This is a genomic window from Caballeronia sp. GAWG2-1, from assembly GCF_023631405.1.
In the GTDB taxonomy this organism is placed as follows: domain Bacteria; phylum Pseudomonadota; class Gammaproteobacteria; order Burkholderiales; family Burkholderiaceae; genus Caballeronia.
In genome coordinates this window covers 164,347-178,473 of the sequence record NZ_JALQDD010000013.1, presented here as the reverse complement: position 1 = coordinate 178,473, position 14,127 = coordinate 164,347, and the positions used below count along the sequence as shown (strand labels likewise).

10 protein-coding genes are annotated in these 14,127 nt (G+C 63.0%); 7 read left to right on the top strand and 3 right to left on the bottom strand.

From position 1 onward, the window contains the following. Positions 1-64 precede the first annotated feature (64 nt). Positions 65-292 (top strand): sulfurtransferase TusA family protein, encoded by a 228-nt coding sequence (locus NCR98_RS09145; protein ID WP_062601442.1) that lies wholly within the window; start codon positions 65-67, stop codon positions 290-292. 77 nt (positions 293-369) lie between these two features. Here NCR98_RS09145 and galU read toward each other — a convergent pair whose 3' ends face one another. Together galU and NCR98_RS09135 are read right to left on the bottom strand one after the other, a co-directional pair. After that, on the bottom strand, positions 370-1,251 hold the full coding sequence (gene galU, locus NCR98_RS09140; protein WP_244825674.1) for a UTP--glucose-1-phosphate uridylyltransferase GalU: 882 nt from the start codon (positions 1,249-1,251) through the stop codon (positions 370-372). A gap of 100 nt (positions 1,252-1,351) precedes the next feature. Then, positions 1,352-4,219 carry a valine--tRNA ligase gene (locus NCR98_RS09135; RefSeq protein ID WP_250526018.1) on the bottom strand — a complete coding sequence of 956 codons (2,868 nt, stop codon included), beginning with the start codon at positions 4,217-4,219 and terminating at the stop codon, positions 1,352-1,354. Between the two features lie 198 nt (positions 4,220-4,417). Between NCR98_RS09135 and NCR98_RS09130 the strand changes: the two genes are divergently transcribed. The 5 genes from NCR98_RS09130 (at position 4,418) to NCR98_RS09110 (ending at position 10,661) form a co-directional block, all read left to right on the top strand. Next, entirely contained in the window at positions 4,418-6,781 is a 2,364-nt protein-coding gene (locus NCR98_RS09130) for a UvrD-helicase domain-containing protein (protein ID WP_250465215.1), read from the top strand. Continuing rightward, positions 6,778-7,530, top strand: a complete 753-nt coding sequence (locus NCR98_RS09125; RefSeq protein ID WP_250526017.1) for a 5'-methylthioadenosine/adenosylhomocysteine nucleosidase — start codon at positions 6,778-6,780, stop codon at positions 7,528-7,530. Before NCR98_RS09130 ends, NCR98_RS09125 begins: the two co-directional genes overlap by 4 nt. Before the next feature lie 253 nt (positions 7,531-7,783). Further along, on the top strand, positions 7,784-8,071 hold the full coding sequence (locus NCR98_RS09120) for a hypothetical protein (RefSeq protein ID WP_250526016.1): 288 nt from the start codon (positions 7,784-7,786) through the stop codon (positions 8,069-8,071). Beyond that, on the top strand, positions 8,068-8,559 hold the full coding sequence (locus NCR98_RS09115) for a hypothetical protein (RefSeq protein ID WP_250526015.1): 492 nt from the start codon (positions 8,068-8,070) through the stop codon (positions 8,557-8,559). The genes NCR98_RS09120 and NCR98_RS09115 overlap by 4 nt, the downstream gene beginning before the upstream one ends. A 146-nt stretch (positions 8,560-8,705) precedes the next feature. Beyond that, positions 8,706-10,661, top strand: a complete 1,956-nt coding sequence (locus NCR98_RS09110; protein ID WP_284503804.1) for a propionate--CoA ligase — start codon at positions 8,706-8,708, stop codon at positions 10,659-10,661. 145 nt (positions 10,662-10,806) lie between these two features. On the opposite strand, the gene NCR98_RS09105 is transcribed toward NCR98_RS09110, so the two are convergent. Continuing rightward, positions 10,807-12,078 carry an MFS transporter gene (locus tag NCR98_RS09105; RefSeq protein WP_250492589.1) on the bottom strand — a complete coding sequence of 424 codons (1,272 nt, stop codon included), beginning with the start codon at positions 12,076-12,078 and terminating at the stop codon, positions 10,807-10,809. A 288-nt stretch (positions 12,079-12,366) separates the two neighbouring features. On the opposite strand from NCR98_RS09105, the gene NCR98_RS09100 reads away from it, so the two are divergent. Beyond that, on the top strand, positions 12,367-14,031 hold the full coding sequence (locus NCR98_RS09100; protein WP_250526013.1) for a methyl-accepting chemotaxis protein: 1,665 nt from the start codon (positions 12,367-12,369) through the stop codon (positions 14,029-14,031). The last annotated feature ends 96 nt before the right edge of the window (positions 14,032-14,127 follow it).

Here is a 14,127-nt window from a genome sequence, read left to right as displayed (position 1 = left end):
GCTGCGTTAGAATCGGGCCTTCGATGTTTCGCAACACGCAAGGCTTAACGGAATTCAAATCGCGATGGAAGTTCACAAGGAAGTCGACGCGCGCGGGCTCAACTGCCCGTTGCCGATCCTGCGGGCAAAGAAAGCACTCGCCGACATGACGAGCGGCCAGATTCTGAAGGTGCTCGCCACCGACCCCGGATCGCAGCGCGATTTCGCGGCGTTTGCAAGGCAGACCGGCAACGAGATCGTCGAAGTAACCACGCAGGACAAAGTGTTCACCTTTCTAATGCGACGCCGCTGAAAAGGAAAAAGCCCATCACATGACGCGATGGGCTTTTTTTTCGCCTGCCGACGCGGGCGAATTCGACTTACTTCGACTCAGCTGGCCAGGTTCGGCGAGCGCGTGCGCAAATACTCGTCGAAGTCTTTCGACACTTCCGGATGGCGCAGCGCGAATTCCACCGTCGCCTTCAGATAGCCGAGCTTGCTGCCGCAGTCGAAGCGCGTGCCGTGGTACTTGTACGCGAGCACTTGTTCGTCCGACAGGAGCGACATGATGGCGTCCGTCAGTTGCAGTTCGCCGCCCGCGCCGGGCTTGATCGAGCGGATGTGATCGAAAATGCGGGGCTTCAGCACATAACGGCCGACCACGCCGAGGTTCGACGGCGCAACGGCCGGTTCCGGCTTTTCGACGATACCCGAGAGTTTGAAGATGTTGTCTTCCCACTCCTTGCCGTCGATGATGCCGTAGGACTTCGAATCTTCCGCCGGGATTTCCTCGACGCCGATCACCGAGCTGTGATAGTGGTCGAAGACTTCGATCATCTGCGACATCACGGGCGGCTTGCCGTACAGCAAGTCATCCGCGAGGATCACGGCGAACGGGTTGTCGCCGACGAGCTTTTCGGCACACAACACCGCGTGGCCGAGACCGAGCGCTTCGGCCTGACGCACGTAGAAGCAATCGACATGGCTCGGCTTGATGCTGCGCACGAGTTCGAGCAGCTTGTCCTTGCCGCGCGCTTCCAGTTCGGCTTCGATCTCATAAGACTTGTCGAAGTGGTCTTCGATCGCGCGCTTGCTGCGCCCGGTCACGAAGATCATTTCGGTGATGCCGGCGGCCATTGCCTCTTCCACCGCATATTGAATCAGCGGCTTGTCGACGACGGGCAGCATTTCTTTCGGGCTCGCCTTGGTCGCGGGGAGGAACCGAGTGCCGAGACCCGCGACGGGGAAAACCGCTTTGGTAACTTTTAGCATGTGATAACCCTGATCCTCTTAATCATTTGGAACGTCGAGCAGTTGGGCGAACGGACGAACATCCCCGATCACGCGGCGATGCTACTTCACGACAGCCCAATCAAACAGGCAGCCGCAAAATTTGCGCCCGAAGCTTCTCGATAGTGGTTTCGTATTCTGCCAGCCTTTTTCGCTCCTGTTCAACGACGGCGGGCGGCGCTTTTGAAACAAAGCTTTCATTTCCGAGCTTCGCGTTACATTTGCCTGCTTCGACAGTCAGGCGGTCTACTTCCTTCGTGAGACGCTCGCGTTCGGCGGCGACATCGATCTCCACCTTCAGCACGAGTTTGTTCGCGCCGACGATCGCCACCGGCGCACCTTCCGCTTCGGCATCGAGCGCGGCTTCGTCGTCGATGATCTTCACTTCGGCAAGACGCGACAGTGCGGCGACGTACGGCGCAAACGTATGGAGACGCGCGGCGTCGCCATGTGCGAGCAGCGGCACCTTCACCGCGGGCGACAAGTTCATTTCGCCGCGCAGATTACGGCATGCGTCGATGACAGCCTTGAGTTCGGACGCCCACTGTTCCGCCGTTTCGTCGATCTTCTTCGTCTCGGCGCGCGGATAGGCCTGCGTCATGATCGACAACTCGCCTTCCTTCGTGCCTTCGGGCAAAACGTCGGTCAGCGGCGCCACCTTCTGCCACAGCGCTTCCGTGATGAACGGGATGATCGGATGCGCGAGCCGCAGCACCGTTTCCAGCACGCGCAACAGCGTGCGGCGCGTGGCGCGCTGCTGCTCGGGCGTACCGGCCTGAATTTGCACCTTCGCGAGTTCGAGATACCAGTCGCAGTATTCGTCCCAGACGAACTTGTAAATTGCGCTCGCAACGTTGTCGAAGCGATAGTCCGCGAAACCCTTTTCGACTTCCGCTTCGACGCGCTGCAGGAGCGACACGATCCAGCGGTCCGCCTGCGAATAATCCGTGTAGCCGCCGGGGCCGCAATCGCCCGGCTTGCAGTCGCCGGGGTTCGCAAAGCCGCAATCGTGGCCTTCGCAATTCATCAACACGAAACGCGTGGCGTTCCAGAGCTTGTTGCAGAAATTGCGATAACCCTCACAGCGTGCCAGATCAAAATTCACATTGCGACCCAGCGTGGCCATGGAAGCCATCGTGAAGCGCAGCGCGTCGGTGCCGAAGGCCGGAATGCCTTCCGGAAATTCCTTACGCGTTTTCTTTTCGATCTGCGCGGCGGCCTTCGGATTCATGAGGCCGGCGGTGCGCTTGGCGACGAGCGGTTCGAGCTCGATGCCATCCACGATATCGATGGGATCGAGCGTATTGCCCTTGCTCTTCGACATCTTCTGGCCTTCCGCGTCGCGCACGAGGCCGTGCACGTAGACCGTGTGGAACGGCACCTTGCCGGTGAAGTGCGTGGTCATCATCACCATCCGGGCAACCCAGAAGAAAATGATGTCGAAGCCCGTCACGAGCACGGTGGACGGCAGGAATGCGTTCAGTTCCCTGGTTTCGTCCGGCCAGCCGAGCGACGAGAAGGGCACGAGCGCGGAGGAGAACCACGTATCGAGCACGTCTTCGTCGCGGCGCAGCGCACCTTTGTAGCCCTTGGCGTCGGCTTCGGCGCGAGCTTCGTCTTCCGTCTTCGCGACGAAGATCTCGCCGTTTTCGCCATACCACGCGGGAATCTGATGGCCCCACCACAACTGGCGCGAGATGCACCAGTCCTGGATGTTTTCGAGCCATTGGTAGTAAGTTGTGGTCCAGTTCTCGGGCACGAACTTGATCTGCCCGCCGCGAACCACGTCCAGCGACGTTTCCGTGATCGACTTGCCCGGATTGAACGTGCCTTCCGGAGCGGCCTTGGTCATTGCGACGAACCACTGGTCGGTCAGCATCGGCTCGATGACCACGTTGGTGCGGTCGCCGCGCGGCACCATGAGCTTGTGCGGCTTCACGGACTCGAGCAGGCCGAGCGCTTCGAGATCTTTCACCACTTCCTTGCGCGCGTCGAAGCGATCCATGCCGCGATATTTCGCGGGCGCGTTGTCGTTGATCTTCGCGTCGAGCGTGAGGATTTCGATCTGCGGCAGCTTGTGGCGCTGGCCGACCGCGTAGTCGTTGAAGTCGTGCGCGGGCGTGACCTTCACGACGCCCGTGCCGAACTCGCGGTCCACGTAGTCGTCCGCGATAACCGGAATCTCGCGGTCGCCAAGCGGCAGCACGACCGTCTTGCCGATCAGATGCCGATACCGCTCGTCTTCCGGATGCACCATCACCGCAACGTCGCCGAGCATGGTTTCGGGCCGCGTGGTCGCGACCGTCAGATGGCCCGAGCCGTCGGGCAGCGGGTACTTGATATGCCAAAGGCTGCCGTTTTCTTCCTCGCTGACGACTTCGAGGTCGGACACGGCCGTGCCCAGCACCGGGTCCCAGTTCACGAGCCGCTTGCCGCGATAGATGAGCCCTTGCTTGTACAAGGTCACGAAGACGTCGCGCACGGCGGCGGACATCTTGTCGTCCATCGTGAAGTATTCGCGCGACCAGTCGATGGAAGCGCCCAGACGCCGTACCTGATTCGTGATGGTCGAGCCGGATTCCTGCTTCCACGCCCAGACGCGCTTCAGGAATTCCTCGCGGCCGAGGTCATGGCGGGAGATTTTTTTGGCGTCGAGCTGGCGTTCGACGACGATCTGCGTGGCAATGCCCGCGTGGTCCGTGCCCGGCACCCACAGCGTGTTTTCGCCGAGCATGCGGTGATAGCGCGTCAGGCCGTCCATGATGGTCTGGTTGAACGCGTGGCCCATGTGCAGCGTGCCGGTGACATTCGGCGGCGGCAGTTGAATGGAGAAATTCTTCGCGCCTTCCTGGAAGGTCGGGGCGGAGTAGCCGCGTTTTTCCCATTCCGGGCCCCATTGGGACTCGATGTTCTGAGGCTCGAAGCTCTTCGCAAGCGTGTTGTCGCTCATCGTGAAATCTGCCGAAAAATGCGTGAAAAGTGCGGGGTAATCCCTGATTATAAGGTTCGAGCGAGTCAATCGGACGAATTCGGGGTGGCTTGCGGCCAGGCGCGGATGCCAGGCGCCGGCGACGCCATCGGCGCGGTCTTATAATGGTCGGCCCGCCGCCAGAGACTTTGGCCCGCTTTTCGCCGTCCACCTGCTCCCATGCCCGACCTGCTCGCGAACCTCAACCCCGAACAACTCGCCGCCGTGACGCTGCCCAACGAGCCCGCGCTGATTCTCGCCGGCGCGGGCAGCGGCAAGACGCGCGTGCTCATCACGCGAATTGCGTGGCTGATCCAGCAGGGCTACGCGTCGCCGCCGACCATTCTCGCCGTGACCTTCACGAACAAGGCCGCGCGCGAAATGATGTCGCGGCTCTCGGCGCTCTTGCCCATCGACACGCGCGGCATGTGGATCGGCACCTTCCACGGCCTGTGCAACCGCATGCTGCGCGCGCATTATCGCGACGCGGGGCTGCCGCAGACTTTCCAAATTCTCGACACCGCCGATCAGCTCTCCGCCATCAAGCGGCTGATGAAAGGGCTCAATGTCGACGACGAAAAATATCCGGCGAAGAACCTTCAGTACTTCATCAACAACGCGAAAGAGCAGGGCTTGCGTCCCAAAGACGTGGACGCCACGGACGCCTTCAACCGCAAGTTCGTCGAACTGTACGAAGCCTACGATCAGCAATGCCAGCGCGAAGGCGTCGTGGATTTCCCCGAACTGCTGTTGCGCTGCCACGAACTGCTCGCGTTCAATGCGCCGCTGCGCGCGCATTATCAGGCACGCTTTCGCAATATCCTCGTCGACGAGTTTCAGGACACCAACAAGCTGCAGTACGCGTGGCTCAAGCAGCTCGCGGGCGAGAGCAACGCCATCTTCGCGGTCGGTGACGACGACCAGTCCATCTACGCGTTTCGCGGCGCGAACGTCGGCAACATGCACGACTTCGAGCGCGAGTTCCGCGTGCGCAATCTCATCAAGCTGGAGCAGAACTATCGCTCGCACGGCCATATTCTCGATACCGCGAACTTCCTGATCGCCAACAACTCGCGGCGGCTCGGCAAGAACCTGCGCACGGATGCGGGGCACGGCGAACCGGTGCGCGTCTACGAAGCCGCGACGGATTCGCAGGAAGCGGGCTGGATCGTCGAGGAGATCAAGGCGCTCATCAATACGGGGCTCGCGCGCGGGGAGATCGCGGTGCTGTACCGGAGCAATGCGCAGTCGCGGACCATCGAGCACACGCTCGTGAACGCGGGCATTGCGTATCGCGTGTATGGCGGCTTGCGCTTCTTCGAGCGTCAGGAAGTGAAGCATGCGCTCGCGTATCTGCGTCTGATCGACAACCCGAATGACGACACGGCGTTTGCGCGCGTGGTCAATTTCCCGACGCGCGGCATCGGTGCGCGCTCCATCGAGCAACTCGCCGACGCCGCGCGTCTCTACAACTGTTCGATGGCCGCCGCCGTGCCCTACGTCACGGGAAAGGCAGGTTCGAGCCTCGGCGCTTTCGCCACGCTCGTCGCGAAGATGCGCGCCGAAACGCAGCAGATGAGTCTGCCGGAAACGGTCGAATACGTCGTGCGCGCGAGCGGTCTCGCCGCGTTCTACGAGACCGAGCGCGAAGGCCAGGACCGTCTGGAGAACTTGCAGGAAGTGGTCAACGCGGCGGCGGCGTTCGTGAGCGAGGAAGGCTACGGGCTCGATACCCCCGCGCGGTCCGTGCCGCTGCGCCCTGGCGCGACGGCGGCACCGGAAATCGTGAGCGAGGACGGCGAGATCGAAGTGCTGGACGCGCCCGGCATTGCCGATCCCGCGCAGAACCCCGACACCATGACGCCGCTTGCGGGGTTTCTCTCGCATGCATCGCTCGAAGCGGGCGACAACCAGGCGCAGGCCGGCCAGGATGCCGTGCAACTCATGACCGTTCACGCGGCGAAAGGGCTGGAATTCACGGCGGTGTTCATCACCGGACTGGAAGAAGGGCTCTTTCCGCACGAGAACAGCGCGCAGGAAACCGACGGCCTCGAAGAAGAGCGGCGGCTCGCTTATGTGGCGATCACGCGGGCGAAAGAGCGGCTTTATCTGTCGTTCGCGCAGAGCCGGATGCTGCATGGACAGACGCGCTACAACATTCGCTCGCGCTTTTTCGACGAATTGCCCGAAGGCTCGCTCAAGTGGCTCACGCCGAAGATCGAGCCGGGCGCGCGTTGGGGCGGGCGCGCGGATAACGCCGGCTGGGGCCGCGACTGGTTCGCGCGCCCAGGCCAGGAGCGCGGCAGTTCGGCTTACGGCGGTTCCGCCGCGTCCGCACCGGCGTTGCCGTCGTTCGCCAACGAGCAGCGCGCGGCGGAAAGCGGCTTCAAGGTTGGACAAGCGGTGTTCCACACGAAGTTCGGCGAGGGCACGGTGATCGGGCTCGAAGGCTCCGGCGGCGATGCGCGCGCGCAGGTTCGCTTCAAGCGGCACGGCGAGAAATGGCTCGCGCTCGCGGTGGCGAAACTGCAAGCGGTCGAATGACGATGCTCGGCATCATGGCGGCGCTGCCGCAGGAACTGGGCGATCTCGTCGCGCAAATGCATGCGGCGGGCGAAGTCGAGACGGTGACGCTCGGTCAGCGCGACTATCACGTCGGCCACGCGCATGGCGTGCGCGTGGTGGCGACGCTCGCGCGCATCGGCAAGGTCGCGGCGGCGGCGACGGCGAGCGCGCTCATTCACGTGTTCAAGGTCGATGCGATCGTTTTCACGGGCGTCGCGGGCGGCGTGCATGCAAATGTCCGGGTGGGCGACATCGTCATCGGCGACACGCTCCTGCAGCACGATCTCGATGCCTCGCCGCTTTTTCCGCGCTATGAAGTGCCGCTTCTGGCCCGCTCTCATTTCGCCGCCGATCCCAGCTTTTCCGATGCGCTCGCGCTGGCCGCCGCGAGTTTCATCGTCGATGAGGGCCGCGCGCTTGCCGAGCGCTTCGCGGTGCATGCGCCACGTGTGCATCGCGGGTTGATCGTGAGTGGCGATCGCTTCGTCGCGAGCAACGAAGGCGTGCTGGCGCTGCGCGACGCTTTGCCCGATGCGCTCGCGGTCGAAATGGAAAGCGCGGCGCTCGCGCAGGTTTGTTTCGAACACGCGGTGCCGTGCGCCGTCGTGCGCACCATCTCGGATACCGCCGATGCCGCCGCGCCTGAATCGTTCGCGGAGTTTCTCGTGGCGATCGCGGGTGCGTATTCGTCGGGGATTCTGGTGCGGTTTCTTCGGTCTGTGCATTAGCTCCAACTCTCGGGTTTTCCCTTCTGCCGCCAGACCATTTGCCGCTTGTAATTGAGAATGATTCTCAATACAATGCATCCCAAGCGCGGATATCGGCATGCCGCAAAGAAGCGCGAACCGCTGCTTCGACGATCACCATCCCGGCCTGATCCGAGACACAGCGCTGCCGTCAGCGCTTATCCGTAGCTTTGCATCGGAGCCGAAGCCGGCGCGAAAACGCCGCCTTCGTCCGACCAACGAGGCCCGAACATACATGACCAACGATTCCATTCCCACTGCCATCGGCTTGACGCGCGAGAAGGGCGGCGTATCCGAGGCAGGCGAAATTCACGAGGCGCGCAACGAATGCGCGGTCGCGGCCAACGCCGCAAAAGTGCTCGAAACCACGCGTCACGCGTGGAGCCAGGCATCGGAAGCACCGAAAGAAGCCGCGCGCCGGTTGCCGCGCGCCACGAAACCGAAAAAGCGGGCCGTGCCGCGACAGTCGCGCTGGCCGAGCCTGGTTGCCGCGCTGAATTACTGGAGTCCGAAACCGCTGTGAATGCCGCCAATCTCCATTCAACGCGCGAGTCGCTTTCATCGTCCGTCCCGCTTCCCGATCTCGGTCTCGATGCCCGCATGTTCGACGCCAGCCGCTTTCCGCTCGTGCGCCTGCGCCGACGCGCCGTCAAACCGGGCTACGCGTTTGCATGGTGCGCGCAGATGCGCCGCCTGCTTGCGCTCAACACGCCCTTCGTGATCGTCGCCGAGCACGACGCCGATGAAACCGCCGACGACATTCGCCTGCGCACCGCGTGGCTGCGCAATCAGCGCGTGCAACTCGCGGCGTATTGCCGGGGCATCGTCGTGATCGAGCCGCGTATCGAGGCGCGCGCGACCACGCGTGAAGCGCTGCGTCATTCGACCGAGGGCAGCGGCGTGCGCACGGTCGTGGTATCGAGCATGCGCGTGGCCAGCGAACTCGCGCCCGTGTTGCTCAAGCATTCGGGCGAAGCGGCAACGCCGGTGTCGAAGAGTCGCGCGGTCTGAAACGTACGAAGCGTTCGGAGAAGGCGAAGCGCGCCTGAATCGATGACACCGATCAGGGCGCGCCCTGTCTAGCAAGGGTTTGCGGGCTGCTCTATGCTCTGTCTTCGTGATGAAGAGATGTCAACGCGGCCGCCCGACGTGGGCGCATGCGGCGTTGGCGGACGCACAGAGACAAGCACAGCCACGCACTTCGCTCAAAGAGGACGCGCATGCCGACTTACCGAGAAGCGTATCGCCGGTCGATCGAGGAACCCGAGGCGTTCTGGGCCGATGAGGCGCGCCGCATCCATTGGCATACGCCTTTCACGCAGGTGCTCGATGCGAGCAACCCGCCGTTCGCGCGCTGGTTCGTCGGCGGCAAGACCAATCTCTGTCATAACGCGGTCGATCGCCATCTCGCCTCGCGCGCGCAGCAAAACGCGCTCGTGTATGTATCGACGGAAACGGGCATCGAGCGCCGTTATACCTACGCCGAACTGCACGCGGAAGTGAACCGCATGGCCGCCGTCATGCGCTCGCTGCACGTGAAGAAGGGCGACCGCGTGCTCATCTATATGCCGATGATCCCCGAAGCGCTCTTCGCGATGCTCGCGTGCGCGCGTCTCGGCGCGGTGCATTCGGTGGTGTTCGGCGGCTTCGCGGCGCCTAATCTGGCGGCGCGCATCGACGATGCGGAGCCCGCGCTCATCGTCACCGCCGATGCCGGCGCGCGCGCGGGCAAGGTGATCGACTACACGCCGCTCGTCGACGAGGCGCTTTCGCGCGCTGAATTCAAGGTGCCGCAAGTGCTTTTGATCGACCGGCAACTGGCGCCCGAGCGGCTGCAGGCGGGCTATCTCGTCTCCTACGAACCCTTGCGCGAAAAATTTTTCGATGCTCACGTGCCGTGCGAATGGCTCGAATCGAACGAGCCTTCGTACGTGCTGTACACGTCCGGCACGACCGGCAGGCCGAAGGGCGTGCAGCGCGATGTCGGCGGTTATGCGGTCGCGCTCGCGGCATCGATGGAGCATATCTTTCAGGGCGCGCCGGGCGACACCATGTTCACCGCGTCCGACATCGGCTGGGTCGTTGGGCACAGCTACATCATCTATGCGCCGCTGATCGCGGGCCTGACCACGGTGATGTACGAAGGCACCCCGGTCCGTCCGGACGGCGGCATCTGGTGGCGGCTCGTGGAGCAGCATCGCATCAACCTGATGTTCACCGCGCCCACCGCGATCCGCGTGCTCAAGAAGCAGGACCCGGCGCTGATGCAAGACGCCGATCTGTCCAGCCTGCGCACGTTGTTTCTGGCGGGCGAGCCGCTCGACGAACCGACCGCGCAATGGATTCAGAGCGCGCTGAAAAAGCCCGTCATCGACAATTACTGGCAGACGGAAACCGGCTGGCCGATGATCGCGATTCCACGCGGCATCGAGGCGTTGCCCTCGAAGCTCGGCTCGCCGGGCGTGCCGTCGATGGGCTTCAACCTCACCTTGCGCAACGAGGCGACCGGCGAGATTTGCGCGCCGGGCGAGAAGGGCGTGGTCGTGTTGGGTTATCCGTTGCCGCCGGGCTGCATGCAGACCGTGTGGGGCGACGATCAGCGGTTCATCGACACCTATTGGACTAGCGTGCCGAACCAGTTGGTCTATTCGACTTTCGACTGGGGCGTGCAGGACGAGGACGGCTACGTGTCGATTCTCGGCCGCACCGATGACGTGATCAACGTGGCGGGGCATCGGCTGGGCACGCGCGAGATCGAGGAGGCGTTGTCCGCGCATCCGGCGGTGGCGGAAGTCGCGGTCGTCGGCGTGACGGATGCCGTGAAGGGCCAGGCCGCCGCTGCGTTCGTCGTGCTGCGCGATGCAAGCCGTCTCGATGCGCCCGGTGCGCGCGCCGGGCTGGAGGCGGAGCTGTGTCACGCGGTGGATGCGCAACTGGGCGCGATTGCGCGTCCGGCGCGCGTGCTTTTCGTGTCGATGCTGCCGAAGACGCGTTCGGGCAAGCTCTTGCGCCGAGCGATCGCGGCGCTGGCCGAAGGGCGCGATCCGGGGGAATTGCCGACTATCGAGGACCCGAGTGCGTTGGGGTTGGTGAAGGCGGCGTTGGAATCGTGAGCGCGAGCAGCGGGCTTTGAATACGCAAGGGCGCTTGCACCTTCACCGGAACGAACCAAGCTGCATCGCCACTTAAAGCACACCGGGCGCGTGATCTCTCGAAGCATCGACGCGCCCGTTAAAGGGAATTACGGCCTGTTAAACCTCAAGCCTTTACCCGCTCCTCGCTCATCTTAGGCAACATCACCGTCAGCACGCCGATCAACGGCAAGAACGCGCAGAGCTTATAAACGAAGTCGATGCTCGTCACATCCGCGAGATGGCCGAGCACTGCCGCGCCTACGCCGCCCATGCCGAACGCAAAGCCGAAGAAGAGGCCCGCCACCATCCCGACCTTTCCGGGAATCAACTCTTGTGCATAGACCAGGATGGCCGAAAACGCGGATGCCAGCACGAGCCCGATGATCACCGACAACACGCCCGTCCAGAACAGATTCACGTAAGGCATGAGCAGCGTAAACGGCGCGACACCGAGAATCGATACCCAGATCACCGCCTTGCGTCCGACCTTGTCGCCAACCGGACCGCCGATGATCGTCCCCGCCGCCACCGCCGCCAGAAACACGAACAGGTGAATTTGCGCGCTCTGCACCGACACGCCGAACTTGCTGATCAGATAAAACGTGAAGTAACTCGTGATGCTCGCCAGGTAAAAGTACTTCGAGAACACGAGCAGGACGAGCACGCTCATCGCCATCATGACTTTTTGACGCGGCAAGGAATGATGCGCAGCCTGTCCGCGACCCTTCTTCGTCGCGGGATGACGCTTGTACCAGCGGCCGATATTCGCCAGCACGAACATGGCAACGAGCGCCGCGACCGAAAACCACGCAATGCTGCGTTGTCCGTGCGGAATCACGATCAGCGCCGCAAGCAACGGCCCGAGCGACGAACCCGCATTGCCGCCCACCTGAAAGAGCGATTGCGCAAGGCCGTGCCTGCCGCCCGACGCCATGCGCGCAACGCGTGACGATTCCGGATGAAACACCGACGATCCGCAGCCAACCAGCGCCGCCGCGATCAGCAAAGTGCCGAAGTTGCCCGCCACCGACATCAGCAAGAGACCAGACAGCGTGAAACCCATGCCGACCGGCAACGACCACGGCTTCGGATGCTTGTCGGTGTAGAGCCCGACGAGCGGCTGCAGAAGCGATGCGGTGATCTGATAAGTCAGCGTAATCAGGCCGATCTGCCCGAACGAGAGCGAGAACTCGCTCTTGAACATGGGATAGATCGCCAGGATCAGCGACTGGATCATGTCGTTCAGCAGATGCGCGAAGCTGACCGCGCCCAGCACCGAATACACGGTGCGCTGAACGGCAGGCGTGGTGGCCGGTGACGCGCCCGCAGTCGCGGTACTGGCGACCGACGCGCTGCCCGAAGGCGGAAACGCGCCTTTATCGATACTTGTTTGCATGGTGGATGGCGTAAAACGCGTGGAAAAAACGGTTGTCCCAATTCTTGTATTCGCCTGCGACATTTATGCGCAAGCTGAATTTCTGACAAGTGTAGGCTGTCCGCGAGTCGTTGTCCTGCCAAGGTTTGTCGCGAATCGGACATCGTCGGCTTGATCTCGGCGGCCACGCGAGAGACGAACGCCCGTACACAATCGGATTAAAGAAAGCCAAATGTTTGCCGTAGACCAGCGATACAGACGTGCCGCGCGATAGACGCGGCCGTCCAGCAAACACTTCGGGGATCAACCATGAAACTGTTCTCGCTACGCGGCGTACGCGCAACGAGCGACGCGGCCTTCCTGCCGGACGTCGCCAGCAACCATCCACGCGCGGCCGATTCCGCCAGGCGAGGGTTGAGCGTCAAGGCGACGCTGCGTCTTGCCTTCGGACTCGTGCTTGCAGGAACGCTTGCCATCGGCGCGATATCGCTGATGCAGATCAGCCGTCTGAACGGCGCGACCGAATCCATTTACACGCAGGGCGTCGTCGCGAGCCGCGCGGCGGAAGAAACGCGTGGCTATCTGCTGCGCGCGAGCCGTTCCCAAAAGATGCTGCTCACCGCGACGACCGCCAAAGAGCGCGACGATCTCGGCGCGCAGATCGAAGAGGCGCTCGCGGCCATCGGCAAGGAACAGGGACAACTCGCGCAATACGTCGATCACGCGGACCAGGACGCACTCGCCCAGCAAAAGCGTTTCGACACGGCGCTCGCCACGTGGAGTGGCAACGTGCGCGGCTTCGTGAAGCTCGTGAAGGAGCAGCCGCTCGATCTTTCGCAGATGAACTGGCAAGTCGGCACGCAGGACATTTCGCTGCTGGTCGAGACCGGCAAGCTCGAAAAGATGGTCGATGAACTCGTCGCGCGGCGCGGCGCGGCCGCAAAGGCGACCATCGATGCCGCCGCGTTCATCTTTCATTCCTCGTTCGTGATGGTTTCCGTGCTGACGCTCGCGCTGCTCGGGCTGGCTATCGCCGTGAGCGAATGGGTCGTGCGGCGGCTCGCGAAGCAACTCGGCGGCGAGCCGGCTTACGCGATGGATATCGCGCGGCGCATCGCCTCGGGCGATCTGGCCAATCGCATCGCGCTTGCGCGTCGCGATGACGCGAGCATGCTGGCGGCTTTGTCGGAGATGCAGGCGGGCCTGTCGTCGACGGTCGGCGAGATCGCGGTGAGCGCGCAGGCTATCGCGTCGGCATCGAGCGAGATTTCGACGGGCAATGTCGACTTGTCGCGCCGCACCGAGGAACAGGCGGTGGCGCTCGAGAAGACCGCTTCGAGCATGGAGCAACTCACGTCGACCGTGCGCCAGAACGCCGATAACGCGATGCAGGCGAGCACGCTTGCCAACAACGCGTCGGCGATCGCGGAGAAGGGCGGCGCGGTAGTGAGCCGCGTGGTCGAAACCATGCAGCGCATCGATGCGAGCGCGAAAAGTATTGGCGACATCATCGGCGTGATCGAGGGCATCGCGTTTCAGACCAACATTCTGGCGTTGAACGCAGCGGTCGAAGCGGCGCGCGCGGGCGAGGAAGGGCGCGGTTTCGCGGTCGTGGCGGGCGAGGTGCGCAGTCTTGCACAACGTTCGTCGGCGGCGGCGAAGGAGATCAAGAGCCTGATCGATACATCGGTGGCGCGCGTGTCGGACGGCTCGTCGTTCGCGCAGGAAGCGGGCGCGACGATGGAAGAGGTCGTGCGCGCGGTGCGGCGCGTGACCGACATCATGGGCGAGATTTCGGCGGCATCGGCGGAACAGAAGACGGGCATCGAACTGATCAGCCACGCCGTCGCGCAGATGGATGCGGGCACGCAGCAGAACGCGGCGCTGGTGGAAGAGGCGGCCGCGGCGGCGCAATCGCTCGACGATCAGGCGAAGGGGTTGAATGCGCTGGTCGGGAAGTTCCAACTTGCCTGATTCGCGTGGCGTCGGGTGACGGTGAAGAAGCCCCTCGACCTGGTTTGCACGGCAAGCGCAATCGTTGAGTACGCGTACTCTTCGCGCTTGCTCAAA

What these genes read in the sequence shown, in the direction of transcription:
- NCR98_RS09145 (WP_062601442.1), top strand. Translation starts at nt 65, where the DNA reads ATGGAAGTTCACAAGGAAGTCGACGCGCGCGGGCTCAACTGCCCGTTG.
- galU (WP_244825674.1), bottom strand. Translation starts at nt 1,251, where the DNA reads ATGCTAAAAGTTACCAAAGCGGTTTTCCCCGTCGCGGGTCTCGGCACT.
- NCR98_RS09135 (WP_250526018.1), bottom strand. Translation starts at nt 4,219, where the DNA reads ATGAGCGACAACACGCTTGCGAAGAGCTTCGAGCCTCAGAACATCGAG.
- NCR98_RS09130 (WP_250465215.1), top strand. Translation starts at nt 4,418, where the DNA reads ATGCCCGACCTGCTCGCGAACCTCAACCCCGAACAACTCGCCGCCGTG.
- NCR98_RS09125 (WP_250526017.1), top strand. Translation starts at nt 6,778, where the DNA reads ATGACGATGCTCGGCATCATGGCGGCGCTGCCGCAGGAACTGGGCGAT.
- NCR98_RS09120 (WP_250526016.1), top strand. Translation starts at nt 7,784, where the DNA reads ATGACCAACGATTCCATTCCCACTGCCATCGGCTTGACGCGCGAGAAG.
- NCR98_RS09110 (WP_284503804.1), top strand. Translation starts at nt 8,706, where the DNA reads ATGCGGCGTTGGCGGACGCACAGAGACAAGCACAGCCACGCACTTCGC.
- NCR98_RS09105 (WP_250492589.1), bottom strand. Translation starts at nt 12,078, where the DNA reads ATGCAAACAAGTATCGATAAAGGCGCGTTTCCGCCTTCGGGCAGCGCG.
- NCR98_RS09100 (WP_250526013.1), top strand. Translation starts at nt 12,367, where the DNA reads ATGAAACTGTTCTCGCTACGCGGCGTACGCGCAACGAGCGACGCGGCC.